This is a genomic window from Exiguobacterium sp. FD-YE-25-4, assembly GCF_057004685.1.
In genome coordinates this window covers 2,209,037-2,224,688 of record NZ_CM168041.1, presented here as the reverse complement: position 1 = coordinate 2,224,688, position 15,652 = coordinate 2,209,037, and the positions used below count along the sequence as shown (strand labels likewise).

14 protein-coding genes and 1 riboswitch are annotated in these 15,652 nt (G+C 55.5%); of the genes, 11 read left to right on the top strand and 3 right to left on the bottom strand.

What is annotated here, in order from left to right; translation table 11 throughout:
- The first annotated feature begins 94 nt into the window (after window positions 1–94).
- Entirely contained in the window at window positions 95–1,777 is a 1,683-nt protein-coding gene (locus AC13H5_RS11470) for a GGDEF domain-containing protein (RefSeq protein ID WP_483545778.1), read from the top strand.
- A 390-nt stretch (window positions 1,778–2,167) separates the two neighbouring features.
- On the opposite strand, the gene AC13H5_RS11465 is transcribed toward AC13H5_RS11470, so the two are convergent.
- Entirely contained in the window at window positions 2,168–2,809 is a 642-nt protein-coding gene (locus AC13H5_RS11465) for a homing endonuclease associated repeat-containing protein (protein WP_233004553.1), read from the bottom strand.
- A gap of 452 nt (window positions 2,810–3,261) precedes the next feature.
- On the opposite strand from AC13H5_RS11465, the gene AC13H5_RS11460 reads away from it, so the two are divergent.
- The 6 genes from AC13H5_RS11460 (at window position 3,262) to AC13H5_RS11435 (ending at window position 8,720) form a co-directional block, all read left to right on the top strand.
- A complete protein-coding gene (locus tag AC13H5_RS11460; protein ID WP_034778775.1) occupies window positions 3,262–4,074 on the top strand; it encodes an undecaprenyl-diphosphate phosphatase in 813 nt (270 codons plus the stop codon).
- Window positions 4,075–4,167: 93 nt separating this feature from the next.
- A riboswitch (FMN riboswitch) is annotated at window positions 4,168–4,310 on the top strand.
- 152 nt (window positions 4,311–4,462) lie between these two features.
- A complete protein-coding gene (gene ribD, locus AC13H5_RS11455) occupies window positions 4,463–5,542 on the top strand; it encodes a bifunctional diaminohydroxyphosphoribosylaminopyrimidine deaminase/5-amino-6-(5-phosphoribosylamino)uracil reductase RibD (protein ID WP_483545777.1) in 1,080 nt (359 codons plus the stop codon).
- The gene (ribE, locus tag AC13H5_RS11450) at window positions 5,523–6,164 is read left to right on the top strand and encodes a riboflavin synthase (protein WP_483545776.1); all 642 of its coding nucleotides are present in this window, start codon (window positions 5,523–5,525) and stop codon (window positions 6,162–6,164) included. The genes ribD and ribE overlap by 20 nt, the downstream gene beginning before the upstream one ends.
- Window positions 6,164–7,348: a 3,4-dihydroxy-2-butanone-4-phosphate synthase gene (ribB, locus tag AC13H5_RS11445; protein WP_483545775.1), complete on the top strand. Its 1,185-nt coding sequence runs from the start codon at window positions 6,164–6,166 to the stop codon at window positions 7,346–7,348. Before ribE ends, ribB begins: the two co-directional genes overlap by 1 nt.
- On the top strand, window positions 7,345–7,809 hold the full coding sequence (gene ribH / locus AC13H5_RS11440) for a 6,7-dimethyl-8-ribityllumazine synthase (RefSeq protein WP_483545774.1): 465 nt from the start codon (window positions 7,345–7,347) through the stop codon (window positions 7,807–7,809). The genes ribB and ribH overlap by 4 nt, the downstream gene beginning before the upstream one ends.
- 95 nt (window positions 7,810–7,904) lie before the next feature.
- Complete coding sequence (locus AC13H5_RS11435) at window positions 7,905–8,720, top strand: ZIP family metal transporter (RefSeq protein WP_214754002.1); 816 nt, start codon at window positions 7,905–7,907, stop codon at window positions 8,718–8,720.
- Window positions 8,721–8,805: 85 nt separating this feature from the next.
- Here the strand turns inward: AC13H5_RS11435 and pruA are convergent, their stop codons facing one another.
- The gene (gene pruA / locus AC13H5_RS11430) at window positions 8,806–10,350 is read right to left on the bottom strand and encodes an L-glutamate gamma-semialdehyde dehydrogenase (protein WP_034778762.1); all 1,545 of its coding nucleotides are present in this window, start codon (window positions 10,348–10,350) and stop codon (window positions 8,806–8,808) included.
- Between the two features lie 172 nt (window positions 10,351–10,522).
- On the opposite strand from pruA, the gene AC13H5_RS11425 reads away from it, so the two are divergent.
- From AC13H5_RS11425 to AC13H5_RS11415, 3 genes are all read left to right on the top strand, one after another.
- Window positions 10,523–11,338: a nuclear transport factor 2 family protein gene (locus AC13H5_RS11425; RefSeq protein ID WP_214754001.1), complete on the top strand. Its 816-nt coding sequence runs from the start codon at window positions 10,523–10,525 to the stop codon at window positions 11,336–11,338.
- A 12-nt stretch (window positions 11,339–11,350) separates the two neighbouring features.
- Window positions 11,351–11,785 carry a thioredoxin-dependent thiol peroxidase gene (gene bcp, locus AC13H5_RS11420; RefSeq protein ID WP_483545773.1) on the top strand — a complete coding sequence of 145 codons (435 nt, stop codon included), beginning with the start codon at window positions 11,351–11,353 and terminating at the stop codon, window positions 11,783–11,785.
- 237 nt (window positions 11,786–12,022) lie between these two features.
- Window positions 12,023–13,399: an alanine/glycine:cation symporter family protein gene (locus AC13H5_RS11415; protein WP_214796903.1), complete on the top strand. Its 1,377-nt coding sequence runs from the start codon at window positions 12,023–12,025 to the stop codon at window positions 13,397–13,399.
- Between the two features lie 40 nt (window positions 13,400–13,439).
- Here AC13H5_RS11415 and AC13H5_RS11410 read toward each other — a convergent pair whose 3' ends face one another.
- Window positions 13,440–15,143 (bottom strand): methyl-accepting chemotaxis protein, encoded by a 1,704-nt coding sequence (locus AC13H5_RS11410; protein ID WP_483545772.1) that lies wholly within the window; start codon window positions 15,141–15,143, stop codon window positions 13,440–13,442.
- A gap of 218 nt (window positions 15,144–15,361) precedes the next feature.
- Here AC13H5_RS11410 and gatC point away from each other — a divergent pair, with 218 nt between their 5' ends.
- A complete protein-coding gene (gene gatC / locus AC13H5_RS11405; RefSeq protein ID WP_021066487.1) occupies window positions 15,362–15,652 on the top strand; it encodes an Asp-tRNA(Asn)/Glu-tRNA(Gln) amidotransferase subunit GatC in 291 nt (96 codons plus the stop codon).

Sequence of the window (15,652 nt, the reverse complement as noted above, 5' to 3'; positions counted from 1 at the left end):
CTTTTTTTATTGTCACAACTTTCAAACAACGGCTGGAATCTTCCGCCAAAACCCTTCATACTATGTAGGAATGATAAAGAAAAGGGGGGAGACGATGCGATTTCGGAAGTACCTCATCAGAAGCTGGTTCTCGTGGTCGCTCGTCTTCATGGGAATCCTCGCCTACATGTGGCTCGGCATCGATACGTTTGATTGGTCGTTATTTTGGTTCATCTTCACGCTCGGCGCCCTGTTCGTCATGAACCCGCTCAAGCGGCGGCACCTTCACTTTACGTTCCATGAGATGTTCGTCTTCATGACGTTCTTCTTGTACGGCCTGTTGCCGGCCTTGTTGATGGGACAGCTCCTCTTACTCACGTTTCAGGCCCGGACGTTCACGAACAAAGTCGGACGTCGGCGTTTTTTGCATTTCTATCCGCTCAATACGTTGATCGAGGCGATGCTCCTCGTCTTGCCGGGGCTCGTCTATTTGCGGCTCGGCGGACAGATTGGACCGAACGTTCATCTGCTCGAACAAGGTACGGCGCTGATTGGCTTCTTTGCCGTCTTGTTCCTCGTCCTCGGCTTCAGTTTCCTGCTATCGCGGTTCTTAATTGGGGAACGGATCCCGCTCCCGATCATGTGGCGTTTGCTCCGTTTTGACTGGCTCGTCATCTCGCTCGAGCTGTTGTTCACGATGGTCGCCATCGAGGCGTTCCAACTGTTCGGATACACGGGGCTGATGGCGACGTTCCTCATCCTGTCGCTCCTCAAGATGGGATTATCGAAAGCGACGGAGACCGAAGAGACGCAGTCGAAGATCGATCAAGTCGAACGGTTGAAAGAGCAACTGTACCGCGTCGACAACGAGCAACTGCTCATCGAGAAGTTTTGGAACGGGCTCCGGGAAGTCGTCGAGCTCGAGCGCGGCTGGCTCCAAGTCAATCGGGACGGGCACCGGACGTTTTATGATATCAGCGGCCGTACGTCCACCCCCGTCGCCGACGCCTACACACTCGAACGGCACCGCGACGCGGAAGAACCATACTTTGTGTATGATTCGCTTCATGAGTGGCATCCCGACCTGCAGGCACATCAAACCGAGCTCCATCATTCGGCACTCGTCATCCAACCGGTGTCGAGCACGACGAACGCGGTCAGCTGTATGATCTCGACGACGGCGAACGGGGCTTACGACGGGGCGATTGCCGTCGAGCTCCATCGCCTGTTGAAGACACTGTCCTGGTCGCTCGAACGGATCGACGAACGGAACCGTCTCCAACATGAAAGTTTGACCGATCCGATGACGGGACTCCCGAACCAGCGGGCGCTCAAGCGGTGGACGAAAGAGCGGTTGAACGATGTCGCATCGTATCCGTTGTCGGTGTTCTTGGTCGACCTCGATCATTTCAAGGCGATCAACGACACGTACGGTCACGCGTTCGGCGATGAGGTGTTGATCGAGGCTGGGACGTTGTTCACGCGTCTCATCCGAAGCGGGGATCTCGTCACGCGTTACGGCGGCGAAGAGTTCGTTTTCGTCTTCCCACGCATGGATGAGGCTGCTGCCATCGTGACGGGGGAGAAGATTCGCCAAGCGCTCCGCAACCATCCGTTCGGCTCGGAAGGGATTCGCGTCCAGGTGACGGCGAGCATCGGCATCGAGACGATCCACGAGTACGAGGATCTCGATACATTGCTCCGCCACGCCGACCGGGCCATGTACGTCGGTGCGAAATTCAATGGACGGGACCGGGTCGCCCATTACCGCGACACGTCGACGGAACGGATTCAATGATGAAGGAGAACACAGGCTCATCGGTGTTCTCCTTTTTTGTCTGATCAACATGAACGATGCTTGGGCCGATGCCCTCCGTTCCTGGGGCGATGCGGATGCCTCCGCAGCGCGTGCCGCGCTTTACGGGGTCATCCTTACATCGCTCTCCCCTAGGAGTTCGGGCACCGGCCTAGGCGCCGTTGAACGAATATTAAATCGAATTCGATTCGCTCGTCCCTCGGCGCCCCGACTCTTGCAGGACAGCAATCCGACGGAGACCCAGCAGCGTAAGCGATGCGGCTCCGGGATTGCCTGCAGAAAGCGTGGGCGCCGAAAGGACGAGCGACAACGGTACACCTACAAAATAAAGGAGGACACCGGATACCCGGCGTCCTCCTTATGAATGAAAGATTATAATTTCTGATTGAAGATTTCTGACTCGACCGCGTGAATCGCAGCCGACCACGAGCCGTAACGATGAAGGATGGCTTTCGTGGATGGTTTGTTGTTCCGTTTTGCCCATTCGCGATACGCCTCGAAGGAAAGAGAGAAGCCCATCTCGTGAATCGCTTCACGGAGTGCGTTCGAGAGCTCGGATTTGGAATAGGTCACACTCGCTTCAAGTCCGGCCTCGGCACAGGCGTCATGCCACGAGCCGAACGTCTTGACGATATGGTAATGGCTCGGTGCTTTCGGATGAAGCTTGCGCCATTCCTGATATTTTTTGAGTGTGATGATCGATCCCATGTCGCGCGAGTAGAGGGCGAGCGTCTCGATGATATCTTCGCGCGTGTACTTCGGCATTTTATCTGGGAGGTCGACGGTCGCCTCTCCATGCCATTCGTAGCCGGCGATGGCGAGCGCCTCGGCCCATGACCCGAACTGTCGGATAATCGACTCGGGAGATGGCCAGCTTTGTTCCATCGCGAAGCGACGATACACAGAGCGACGTGGACGTTCCTTCAGCAAGTCGCCGAGTAGACGGATACAGTGAATCATCCTCTGCTGCTCGGTGGACAAGTGGTGGGATTTAGTGGATAGCGTTTGACTCAATGATGGTTCCTCCTTCCATGGACTCATATCTGAACCGACAAAGATGACGAAGTTGCTTCTACAATCATACTATCGGCCAGTTTTTACAATTTATAAGTGCATTCTTCAAGTTTTTTTAAACCGATTTTATGAACCGATAGGTCTAAAGCCCTGGTTACACTTTGAAAAAATGGTAACAGTTCTATTACAAATTTAATATTAAATGGGTTCAATTGTAAACAAAAAGTTTTATGATGGCGTAAATGTCATATTCTGTACGAAAAAGTACCCAACTGGCCAATGGGGTCATCACCGTTGCACCAGTTGAGTACTCTTCTATAATAAATTTAATTTTCAGACTAATCAATGAAAGTTTTGAAAATAACGAATTTTTTTTGAAAGGCTGGTCAGTGAAACAGACGGTCTGCTAAAATAATGGAATTGATGTAAAAAAGAAAAGAGGATATTACGATATGACAATATGGTTGTTCTACTTACTGCTCGGTTTGATTCAAGGCTTCACGGAGCCGATCCCGATTTCGTCAAGCGGTCACTTGGTCATCTTCCAAGAGCTGTTCGATATCGAACTGCCGGGACTCTCGTTCGAGATATTCGTGAACTTTGCCTCGCTGCTCGCCGTCTTGACGATTTATCGGAAAGACGTCGTCCGTCTCGTCGTCAGTCTGTGGACGTTCTTATTTAAGAAAGATCGCAGCGACGAGACGATGATTGATGTTAAGTTCATCGGGCTCTTGCTCGTCGCGACCGTCCCGGCTGGTTTGCTCGGTGTCTTGTTCGGTGATTGGATCGGGGAGACGCTCGGTGGAGTCGCCACGGTCGGTTACACGCTCATCTTGACCGGGCTTGCGCTCTGGTTCATCCGCAACATGCGCGGGAACAAAGGCGACGGCGGCATCACGCTCCGCGACGCGATTTTGATTGGACTTGCTCAAGCGGTCGCACTCATTCCAGGGATCAGCCGCTCCGGCGCCACAATCGTCATGGCGATGCTCCTCGGCATCAAGCAAGAGTCGGCCCTCCGCTTCTCGTTCTTCTTATTCATCCCGGTCAGTCTCGGGACGATGATTTTAGATGGACCGGCGCTGTTCACGAATCCGGAAACGCGTGAACTGTTCGGACCGCTCATCTTGGCGTTCATCGCCTCGTATGCGCTCACGGCCATCTCGCTCAAATGGTTCCAACACATCATGGCAAAAGGCGAACTCAAATATTTCTCGTTCTATTGCTGGATCGTCGGTCTCCTCGTCGTCCTATTCTTGGCATGATTCTGAAGGCGCTGCTCAAACGAGCGGCGCCTTTTTGCGCATTTCGTTTTGCCATCGATTTATTTTTGCGCTAAAGTGGAAGCGTACAAACAAATATTCCTTCGGGGTCGGGTGAAAGTCCCAACCGGCGGTGATAGGCGCGAGCCTCAAGTCCGTGACCCGGGCGCACGTGTGCGAACGGTGGATCTAGTGCGATTCTAGAGCCGACAGTATAGTCTGGATGGGAGAAGGAAACAGAACAGGTCCACGCGACCTGTAGTTCGTCGTACGTTTTTCTGTAAAGAAAACGCTTATTTGGCTTGCCCAAATGACGACCGACACCTCCCACCGAGACCTTGAGGATCATTCCTTGAGGTCTTTTTGTTTGTGCGAAACAAGGAGGGAGATTATGAATCAGTACATGCAACAAGCCATCCAATTGGCCAAGTTCGCCTCATCGACCGGCATCAACCCGCGTGTCGGCGCCGTCGTCGTCAAGGACGGCCGGGTCGTCGGGTTCGGCGCTCACTTGAAGGCAGGGGAAGCGCACGCCGAGGTGCACGCCATCCGCATGGCCGGCGCTGCCGCGTACGGTGCGACGATTTACGTCACGCTAGAACCTTGCTCGCATCATGGCAAGACGCCGCCGTGTGCCGATCTGCTCGTCGAGTCCGGGATCAAGCGTGCCGTCATCGCGATGGAAGACCCGAATCCGCTCGTCGCAGGGCGCGGCATCGCCCGGTTGAAAGCGGCCGGGATTGACGTCGAGGTCGGGCTACTCGAGCGTGAGGCGCGGGCGCTCAATACGGCGTTCTTGCGTTCACTCGAGACGAAGCGGCCTTATGTCATCTTGAAGACGGCGACGAGCCTCGACGGCAAAGTCGCCCTCGATACTGGTGACAGCAAGTGGGTGACCGGGACAGCAGCGAGACGGGACGTCCATGAATTGCGGGCGACGGTCGACGCGATCTTGACCGGCGTCGGCACCGTCCTCGCCGACGATCCGGCACTCACCGTCCGGCTCGACCGTGAGACGACACAACCGCTCCGAATCGTGCTCGACCGTGAGTTGCGTACGCCGCTCTCGAGTCAGCTCGTCCGGACGGCGACCGACGTACCGGTGCTTCTGTACACGACTTCGGACGACCAAACAAAACGTGACGCGCTGACAGCGAATGGCGTCGAAATCGCCGACTACACATCGCTCGAAGCTGTCCTGCAAGACGTCTACGCACGCGGCATCGGCCGCCTGCTCGTCGAAGCGGGAGCGACACTCGTCACTTCACTCTTGGACGGACAGTTCGTCGACGAGTGGGTCATGTACCAGTCGCCACGCGTATTCGGCGGCAAGGGCGGTTTTTACCGTTCGCATCATGATGGGCCGCTCGATGCGGTCGAACGGTATGAGGTTCAATCGGTCGAGACGGTCGGCACCGACATCAAACTGATCATGCGAAAGGAGGAGTCCGATGTTCACGGGAATCGTTGAAGAGATTGGCAGTGTCAAGGCAGTGAAACGGAACGGTCCGTCACTTCGGCTCACGCTGAGCGGGAAGGTCGTCCTCGAGGACGTGAAGCTCGGTGACAGCATCTCCGTCAACGGCATCTGTCTCACGGTGACGACGTTCGACCGTGACAGTTTCTCGGTCGATGTCATGCCGGAGACGCTCAAAGCGTCGAGTCTCGACAGGGTCCGCCCCGGCACGAACGTCAACTTGGAGCGGGCCATGCCCGCGAACGGACGCTTCGGCGGCCATTTCGTCTCGGGTCACGTCGACGGGGTCGGGCGCATCGTGAAAAAACGGGCGCTCGCGAACGCCGTCTATGTCGACATCAGCTGTGAGCCGTCGCTCCTCCGCTATATCGTCCCAAAAGGTTCGATTTCGGTCGACGGGACGAGCTTGACGGTATTTGATGTCACCGAACGCGGGTTCACGTTGTCGCTCATCCCGCATACGTACAGTGAGACGGTACTCGGGATGAAACAGGCAGGAGACGCGGTCAATTTGGAATGTGACATGTTGGCTAAATATATGGAAAAACTCGCAAGTCAAAAACCGATGACGCTTGAATCTCTGGCGTCGCAAGGGTATGGAAAGGCGGGATGGTAATGTTCCACACGATTGAAGAAGCAGTCGAAGATTTGAAGATGGGACGACCGATTATCGTCGTCGACGATGAGGACCGTGAGAACGAAGGAGACTTCGTCGTGCTCGCGGATAAAATGACCGCAGAGACGATGAACTTCCTCATCACGGAAGGGAAAGGGCTCGTCTGCGCCTCCCTGGCCGAAGAAGTGGCCGTTCGACTCGATTTGCAGCCAATGGTCGCAAACAGCACCGATCCACACGGGACGGCGTTCACGGTCAGCGTCGATCACGTCGATTCGACGACGGGCATCTCGGCGAGCGAACGGGCCCATACGGTTCGCGAACTCGCGAACATCAACGCCCGTCCGGCTGATTTCCAACGTCCGGGACATATTTTCCCGCTCATCGCCAAAAAAGGAGGCGTCTCGGTACGACGCGGACATACAGAAGCGTCGGTCGACTTGGCGCGCCTCGCCGGAAGTGAACCGGTCGCCGTCATCTGTGAAATCATCCGCCCGGACGGCGAGATGGCCCGGGTGCCGGACCTTGAACGCGTCGCGGAAGCGCATGGTTTAAAGTTCATCACGATCGAGGCGCTCGTCCGCTATATGGAGACGGACCTCGTCAGTCGAGAGGCGGACGTCTCGCTCCCCTCGGTGAAAGGGGACTTCCGATTGATCGGGTATCGGAACGTCCTCGACCGGGAAGAACACGTCGCACTCCTAAAAGGTGAGCTCGAACACGCACCGCTCGTCCGTATCCATTCCGAGTGTCTGACCGGCGACGTGTTCGGCTCATATCGTTGCGACTGCGGGCCACAACTCGATACAGCGATGGAGAAAGTCGAAGCCGAAGGTGGTGTCATCTTGTATATGAGACAAGAAGGGCGGGGCATCGGTCTGCTCAACAAGTTGAAGGCGTATGAACTACAAGAACAAGGGCTTGATACGGTCGAGGCGAACGTCGCGCTCGGTCTGCACGCCGATTTACGCGATTACCGGGTCAGCGCGGCGATGCTTCGTGACCTCGGGATCACGAAAGTCCGGCTCATGACGAACAACCCGGAAAAAGTCGACGCCTTGGAAGCGTGCGGGATCACGGTCATCGAACGTGTCCCGATTATCGTCGGCGCCCATGCGGCGAACGAGAAGTACCGAATGACGAAACAACAAAAAATGAACCACTTTGGAGGAGAAGAATCATGATGCATACATTTGAAGGAAACTTAGTTGGAAAAGGCTTGAAAGTCGGAATCGTCGTCGGACGGTTCAATGATCTCATCACGATGCGCTTACTGGACGGCGCGAAAGACGCGCTCAAGCGCCACGGCGTCGAACAAGACGACGTCGAGATCGCGTTCGTCCCGGGCGCGTTCGAACTCCCGCTCGTCGCCAAAAAGATGGCGATGAGCAAGAAGTATGATGCCGTCATCACGCTCGGGGCGGTCATCCGCGGCGCGACGCCGCACTTCGATTACGTCTGCAGCGAAGCGGCAAAAGGTGTCGCCCAAGCGAGTTATCAGTCAGAAGTACCGGTCATCTTCGGCGTCTTGACGACCGAGACGATCGAGCAGGCCATCGAGCGCGCCGGCACGAAAGCCGGGAACAAAGGCTGGGAAGCGGCAACGGCGGCCATCGAGATGGCGAACTTGATGCGCTCGTTTTAATAGGATGGAGGAGAGCGAACCGGCTCTCCTCTTTTTTTGTCGTTAGCAACGCGTGTGTCCCGGGAAAAGAATAAGGTGAAAAGGGGGCGACGGTGATGTGGGAATGGGTGGCTCAACTGAGCCCGGCCATGCAGGCACTGCTCGGGACGATGTTCACGTGGGGGATGACCGCGCTCGGGGCGGCCATCGTCTTTATGACGAAGTCGATCAACGCGCGGTTGATGGACAGTATGCTCGGGTTTGCCGGCGGGGTCATGATCGCCGCTAGTTTTTGGTCACTCCTTGCGCCAGCCATCGAGATGGCGGAGCAAGACGCGATGCCGGCTTGGTTGCCGGCGACCGTCGGCTTTTTAGCGGGCGGTCTGTTTTTGGCGGTCGTCGACAAACTGATCCCGCACGTGCATCCCACATCTCCGATTGAGGACGCGGAAGGTATCCGCCCGCAAAAACGAAAGCGGAGCACGTTGCTCGTCTTGGCGATCACGCTGCACAACATCCCGGAAGGACTGGCCGTCGGCGTCGCCTTCGGGGCGGTCGCGGCCGATTTCCCGTCCGCTTCGCTGACGGGTGCCATCGCCTTGGCCATCGGCATCGGCATTCAAAACTTTCCGGAAGGTGCCGCCGTGTCGCTCCCGCTCAGACGAGACGGCCTCTCCCGGCGCCGAAGTTTTTTCTACGGTCAGTTATCGGGCATGGTCGAACCGGCGGCTGCCTTGGTCGGTGTCTGGGCCGTGCTCGTAATGGAGCCGCTGTTGCCGTTCGCGCTCAGCTTTGCCGCCGGGGCGATGATTTTCGTCGTCGTCGAAGAGGTCATCCCTGGGTCGCAAGAGAACGGGCATAAAGATATGGCATCGATGGCATTGATGCTCGGCTTCACGATCATGATGATTTTAGATGTAGCGCTCGGGTGAGGGCATGACAAAAGGAGCGCTGACGGTTGCGTCGGCGCTCCTTTATGTGGTGAACAGCCCGGCTCAAATGAGCCGGGCTGATGGATTAAAACGTCTCAGACGTCGTTTTTGCTTGCATGTGGAGTTGGATATAATCCGGTCCGCCTGCTTTTGAGTCTGTGCCTGACATGTTGAACCCGCCGAACGGCTGATAGCCGACGATGGCGCCTGTACAGCCACGGTTGAAATACAAGTTCCCGACGTGGAAGTTCTGACGCGCGTACTCTTGGTTCGAGCGGTCACGCGTGAGGACGGCACCCGTCAAGCCGTATTCCGTGTTGTTGGCGATGTCGATCGCTTCTTTGAAATCTTTCGCTTTCGTGAAGGCGACGATCGGTCCAAAGATCTCTTCTTGCATGAGACGTGCTTTCGGTGCGACGTCGGCGACGACCGTCGGCTCGACGAAGTAGCCTGTCGAGTCGTCAGCTTTTCCGCCGGCGACGATCTTGCCTTCTTCTTTGGCGACGTCGAAGTATGACGTGATCTTCTTGAACGCGGCCGCATCGATGACCGGTCCCATGAAGTGTTCGTTCTGCTCCGTGTTGCCGACCGAGAGTTCGTTAGTCAATTCGACGACGCGATCGAGCACCGTGTCATACACGCTGTCGACGATGACGGCACGTGAACAAGCCGAACATTTTTGACCTGAGAAACCGAATGCCGATTTGACGATCGATTGGGCCGCGAGTTCGAGGTCCGCTGATTCGTCGACGACGATCGTGTCTTTTCCGCCCATCTCAGCGATGACACGTTTGAGCCAGATTTGGCCGTCGTTCAATTTCGAGGCGCGCTCGTTGATGCGCAAGCCCACGTCACGTGAACCTGTGAAGCTGATGAAGCGTGTCTTCGGATGGTCGACGAGGTAGTCACCGACTTCAGCGCCTGGTCCCGGGATGAAGTTGAGGACACCTTTCGGCAAGCCTGCTTCTTCCATGACCTCGACGAATTTCGCAGCGACGATCGGTGTCGTCGAAGCTGGTTTCAAGAGGATCGTGTTACCGGCGACGATGGCCGCGACGGCCGTCCCTGCCATGATCGCGAACGGGAAGTTCCAAGGGCTGATGACGATCCCGACCCCGAGTGGGATGTAGTCATAGCGGTTGTATTCGCCCGGACGGCTCTCGACTTTTTTACCTGGTTTGAGTTCGAGCATTTGACGTGCGTAGTACTCCATGAAGTCGATCGCTTCCGCTGTATCCGCGTCTGCTTCGTTCCACGGCTTGCCTGCCTCTTTGACGAGGTAGGCCGAGAACTCGTGCTTGCGCTTGCGGACGATGTTCGCCGCTTTGAACAAGACGTCGGCACGGACGGCCGGGTCGACGTGACGCCATGAGTCGAACGCAGTGAGCGCTTCTTGCATCGCACGCTCCGCGAGCTCTTGGTTCGCTTTCGAGACGTGTCCGATGACTTCTTCTTTGTTAGCTGGGTTGTAAGACGTGATTTTGCTTTCCGTCGTAACTTTTTCCCCACCGATTACGAGCGGATAGTCTTTCCCGAGCTCACCGTTCACTTTCTCGATTGCCGCTTGGATGGCTGCGGCGTTCTCTTTGTTTGTAAAGTCTGTGAATGGTTCATGTTTGTATGGAATCATTCTCGTTCCCCCTTAAAAAGTGATCAAGCAGTTAAGCGCTTACGTCTGTATTGTATCGAAAATCTTGGTGAAATCCTAGTGAAACAATTTTCCAAAAAAGCTTGTCGTTTTCGCTCGAAATCGAGTCGTGGTAGGATGGGGGTACAGGACGTCTTGTGAAGGGAATGATTCGATGAAACAGTGGATATTGCCACTCGCCCTCACCGCCCTGCTTGCGGGGTGCGGCACGGGAGAAGAGGCGCCGGTCGAGGAGACGACCGAAGAGACGAAAGCGCCGCTCCCGGAAGCGGTTGAGACGGTGTATGCGTCGTATCAACAAGCACTCGAAGACGGGGATGCGGCCGCGCTTAAAGCAATCGATTATGCGGGCGAGTTGACCGCCATCCCGGCGACAGGCGCGAAGACGCGCGAGCTCACACCAGGCGATATGTACGAGAGTTGGGTGAACGAGGACGGGGACGTCGCCTTCATCGTCCACGAGATGGAAGACGCGGACGGCAATGAACTGCCGAACCGGCTCTCGAAAGTCGCCATTAAAGAAGAGGATGAGTGGAAGCTCGTCGTCACACCGGCCTTGCTCCCGGCCGACGTGATCGGAGAAGTCGGAGTCATGCTGACGGGCATCGAGGCGAACGAGTACGGGGTGAATCCGGAAGCGAACGCCCGTCTCGCCGACGTGCCGGAAGATGAGGCCGGTCCGATTTACGACCGAGTGAACGCCCAAACCGACTATATGGCGCTCGAAGCCGACAATAACGTCTTCTTGCTCATGTCTGAGACACTCACCGTACCAGAGAATCAAGACACGATGACCGACTATTTCGAGGCGTACCGGACGTGGTATACCGACAATGAGGCGGAGCTCCAAAAAGCGGCCGCGACAGAAGACCCGGTCGAGTATCTCGAAGTGCTCGAACCACTCAAACAAAAATTAGAACAAGCGATTGACGGTTATGACGAGAACCTCGTCGACCCGTCGTTCGGATAAGGAGGAAACAATATGTTAGCACCGACATTCACATTACCGAACCAAAACGGGGACATGATCTCGCTCGAGGACTATCGTGGTCAGAAAGTCGTCCTTTATTTCTACCCGAAGGACGCGACGCCGGGCTGCACGACCGAGGCGTGTGATTTCCGTGACGCGACACCAAGATTGAACGGGGCCGTCGTCCTCGGCATCTCGGCCGATAGCCAGAAGAAGCACCAAAACTTTATCGCCAAACACGAGCTTCCGTTCGATTTGCTCGTCGACGACACGCATGAGGTGTCGGAGTTATATGGCGTCTGGCAGTTGAAGAAGAACTACGGGAAAGAGTACTACGGCATCGTCCGCTCGACGTTCCTCATCAATGAGGACGGTTATATCGAACAGGAATGGCGCAGTGTGAAAGTGAATGGGCACGTCGACGAAGTCGTCGCGGCGCTCACATAATAAATGGCGACGGCTTCCTTGAGGGGAGGCCGTTTTTGTTTATAGTTTCTCATTACAAATTTATTTCAAATACTAAATTTAGAATCAAGGTCATTCAAAGCGTCAGAGAGGTATATTACAAAAATATTACACGGCAACGTCTCGGTTTCATGCCCCGTCAACTTGACGAAGTTGAGAATGTTCTGAAAAATATGAAGGAACAGTGAATTCAAGAAATACATAGGGGGCATAACTAGCATGGAGCAATTTGAAGCGGTCTTGACGAGTCTATCGAATCTCGTCTGGGGACCACATTTGTTGATTTTATTGATCGGGACCGGGATTTACTTGACGTTCCGGCTCGGATTTATCCAAGTGACACGTCTCGGTGTCGGTTTGAAAGAAGCGTTCATCCCGAAACAGCAGACGGACGCAGAGGTCGCGAAACAGAAACGGCAGCGCGGGGATATCTCACATTTCCAAGCACTCATGACGGCGCTCGCGGCCACGGTCGGGACCGGCAACATGGTCGGTGTCGCGACGGCGGTCGTCCTCGGGGGTCCGGGGGCCATCGTCTGGATGTGGCTCTCTGGTTTTATCGGGATGGCGACAAAATACGCCGAAGCGATCCTTGCCGTCAAATATCGCGTCGTCGATGAGCGGGGAGAAATCGCCGGCGGACCGATGTACTATTTGGAGCACGGGTTGAAAAAACGGTGGCTCGGAATGACGTTCGCCTTGTTCGCGTCAATCGCTGCGTTCGGGATCGGCAACGGCGTCCAGACGAACTCGATCAGTCTTGCCTTGAACACGTCGTTCGGGGTACCGATGATCGCGACGGGAATCGGCATGATGGTCTTGACGGCGTTCGTCATTCTCGGTGGCGTCAAATCGATCGGGAAAGTCGTCGGCATTTTTGTACCGGTCATGATCTTCGCATACGTCGGAGGCGGTCTCGTCATTCTCGTCACCAATTACGAGTTGATCCCATCGGCGTTCGCGACCATCTTCTCGAGCACGTTCAGTGCGGAGGCCATCGGCGGCGGGGCGCTCGGTGCGGCCATTCGTTACGGGGTTGCCCGAGGCGTGTTCTCGAACGAGGCGGGTCTCGGTTCGGCACCGATCGCAGCTGCTGCCGCGAAGACCGATTTCCCGGGACGGCAAGCGCTCGTCTCGATGACGCAAGTATTGATCGATACGCTCATCGTCTGTTCGATCACCGGATTGACGATCGTCATGAGCGGTCAATATACGGGCGGGCTCCAGGGCATCGAGTTGACGCAAGCGTCGTTCGCTTACTTCCTCGGCCCGATTGGGGAACTCATCGTCACGATCTCGCTCGTCTTCTTCGCTTTCTCGACGGTCATCGGCTGGTGTTATTACGGCGAACGGTCGGTCTATTATCTGCTCGGGGAGAAAGCGATCGTTCCGTATCGGATGATGTATATCCTCGTCGCTGGACTTGGTGCGATGACGACGAACTTGAATCTGATTTGGGCCATTTCGGACGTCTTCAACGGACTGATGGCAATCCCGAACTTGATTGGTCTCTTGTTCTTGTCGGGTGTCGTCGTCGCCGAGACGAAGCGCTTCGAATTGGAGCGGAAAAAAGAATTGAGGGAAGCAGCCGCCTAATCAAAAGGAAGCATCCTCACGCGAGGACGCTTCCTTTTTTTCATACTTTGAATTGAGCGATCAACTCGTTCAACTCATCCATTTTTTGTTGGGACATCTCGGTGGCCCGGTTCAACTCGCTGAACCGGTCGACGGACATCGTCACTTTCTCGGCGATTTCTTGTGTGCCGAGCGCCCCGTTGTTGACCGTGACGGCGACATCTTGGATGACCCCGATCATGTTCGACGTCAACTGTTCGAGTTCGACGGCGGCATCGGCGAATTCTGATGCGGTCGTCTCGAATCGGCCGGCGTCCTCACTGTAATGCTCGGCCGCTTCCTCAAGCTGATCATAGTCTTTCAACACGTTCGTATCGAGGAAACCGAGCATCTCGCTCGACGTGTCATTTAAATGGTCGACGGAGTGGAGCACGGTCGTCGAGATGGCTTGAATCCGTTCGACGGTCGTCCGGCTCGTCTCCGCCAGTTTTCGAATCTCATCGGCGACGACGGCGAACCCGCGTCCCGCTTCACCGGCCCGAGCGGCTTCGATCGAGGCGTTCAAGGACAGGAGATTCGTCTGGGCGGCGATGTCGAGGATGTCATTCGTGAGTGTCGCGATTTCCCGGACGGCTTTGGCGTCCTGCATCGCTTTCTCTAAATTGACACGTGTCGATGACAGGACACTGAGTGCGGACGCTTTCGCCTCGACGGCATGGTCACGCAGGGCGACGGCACGGGCATCGACTTGTGCGGCCTCGGCTTTTCGCTCGGCGGCCATCGTCACGATATGGTGGAGCGTCCGTTCCATGTCGGAGGCCGACGCGTTCATCTCTTGGGCACTCGCGGCCGTCTGTTGCATGCCGGCTGTCAAGTCCTCGGTCGTCGCGGCGGTCGTCGTCATATACGTATCAAGCGCTTTCAATTCGTCGTACATATGTGTGGACTGTTCGGTCACCCCGCGTGACACACCGTTCACTTGGAGAATCAGTTGACGGAGGTTGGCGAGAAATTGGTTGAAGTCGCGGGCGAGTCCCGAGAACTCGTCGCGTCGCTTCACCGGGATGGCGGTCGTCAAATCGCCTTGACTCGTGGCGAGTTCGCGCATCTTCAGTTTGAACTCGTTGAGCGGTTCGAAGATCGAACGGAAGATGAATACCATCATCAATACTGTGAACACGACAGCCGCGGCCATGATGACCATGAGTGTGAACTGGACTTGTTCGAACAGCGCCGCACCGGATTCCGTGTCAGACCGAATCGCGTCGCGGTTCAAGTTGACGAGCAGACCGAGCGTGTTCGAGAGGGCGTCGGCGGCCGGTGTCGCCGTGTCCCGGATATAGGCATCGGCTACGGCTTGACCGTCCGTGTTCGAAATGCGGACGAGCTCTTCGATATTCGTTTTAAATGTCGTCCATTGGTCCGTCGCTTGATCGAACAGCTCCTGGTCGGCTTTCGTGATGATGGTCGACTCATAACCGCTCATCTGTTGCTCGAGAATCGTGATGCCCGTGTCGAGGTTCGTTTCGACATTTTGCTTCGTCACCTCGTCTTCGACCAAGGCGTGGCGCATCATCTGTTGGCGAATCTCAAGCAACTGTTTATCGACTTGATGAATTTGGTCCATCCCCGGCACCCACGAGACGTTCATATCTTGCTGGGTGGCCTTGGACGCGTTCAGCGCATAGAATGAGTAGCCGCTCACCCCGAGCAACAACACGAGCAAGACGGTGAAGGCGACGATCAGTTTGTTACGGATTGACATAGGGATCCTCCTCGAAAAAAAGAATGCTTCTTTCTAAGCATAATGAGATTGAGGGACGGACCGAATAGGCGTTTTTGGAAACGAGTCAATATTACAGGGACATTCCCTAACTTTTCAAAAAAGACATCAAGATTGGTGAGATGGGATTTTCTTTTTTGTCTTATAAAAAAGTGGTATGATAATGGACGATGTATTGAAAACTGTTGGAGGTGGAACCTTTGGCTCGAATCACAGAAGCTGAAGTTCGGCACGTCGCCGGACTCGCCCGACTTGCGATCACAGAAGATGAAGTGACGCACTTCACGGAGCAATTGACAAAAATCCTCGAGTTCGCCGAGCAACTCGATGAACTCGATACGACGGGCGTCATCCCGACGACCCATGCCCTAGATTTGAAAAACGTACTACGCAAAGACGAGGTTCGTCCTTCACTTCCACGCGAGGAAGTCGAACGGATGGCACCTGATTGGGAGAACGGCCAAGTCCGTGTCCCAGCGGTCTTTGAATAA

Bases quoted from the DNA above. Each gene is read 5' to 3' on its own strand.
- AC13H5_RS11470 (WP_483545778.1), top strand. From the start codon at position 95: ATGCGATTTCGGAAGTACCTCATCAGAAGCTGGTTCTCGTGGTCGCTC.
- AC13H5_RS11460 (WP_034778775.1), top strand. From the start codon at position 3,262: ATGACAATATGGTTGTTCTACTTACTGCTCGGTTTGATTCAAGGCTTC.
- ribD (WP_483545777.1), top strand. From the start codon at position 4,463: ATGAATCAGTACATGCAACAAGCCATCCAATTGGCCAAGTTCGCCTCA.
- ribE (WP_483545776.1), top strand. From the start codon at position 5,523: ATGTTCACGGGAATCGTTGAAGAGATTGGCAGTGTCAAGGCAGTGAAA.
- ribB (WP_483545775.1), top strand. From the start codon at position 6,164: ATGTTCCACACGATTGAAGAAGCAGTCGAAGATTTGAAGATGGGACGA.
- ribH (WP_483545774.1), top strand. From the start codon at position 7,345: ATGATGCATACATTTGAAGGAAACTTAGTTGGAAAAGGCTTGAAAGTC.
- AC13H5_RS11435 (WP_214754002.1), top strand. From the start codon at position 7,905: ATGTGGGAATGGGTGGCTCAACTGAGCCCGGCCATGCAGGCACTGCTC.
- pruA (WP_034778762.1), bottom strand. From the start codon at position 10,350: ATGATTCCATACAAACATGAACCATTCACAGACTTTACAAACAAAGAG.
- AC13H5_RS11425 (WP_214754001.1), top strand. From the start codon at position 10,523: ATGAAACAGTGGATATTGCCACTCGCCCTCACCGCCCTGCTTGCGGGG.
- bcp (WP_483545773.1), top strand. From the start codon at position 11,351: ATGTTAGCACCGACATTCACATTACCGAACCAAAACGGGGACATGATC.
- AC13H5_RS11415 (WP_214796903.1), top strand. From the start codon at position 12,023: ATGGAGCAATTTGAAGCGGTCTTGACGAGTCTATCGAATCTCGTCTGG.
- AC13H5_RS11410 (WP_483545772.1), bottom strand. From the start codon at position 15,143: ATGTCAATCCGTAACAAACTGATCGTCGCCTTCACCGTCTTGCTCGTG.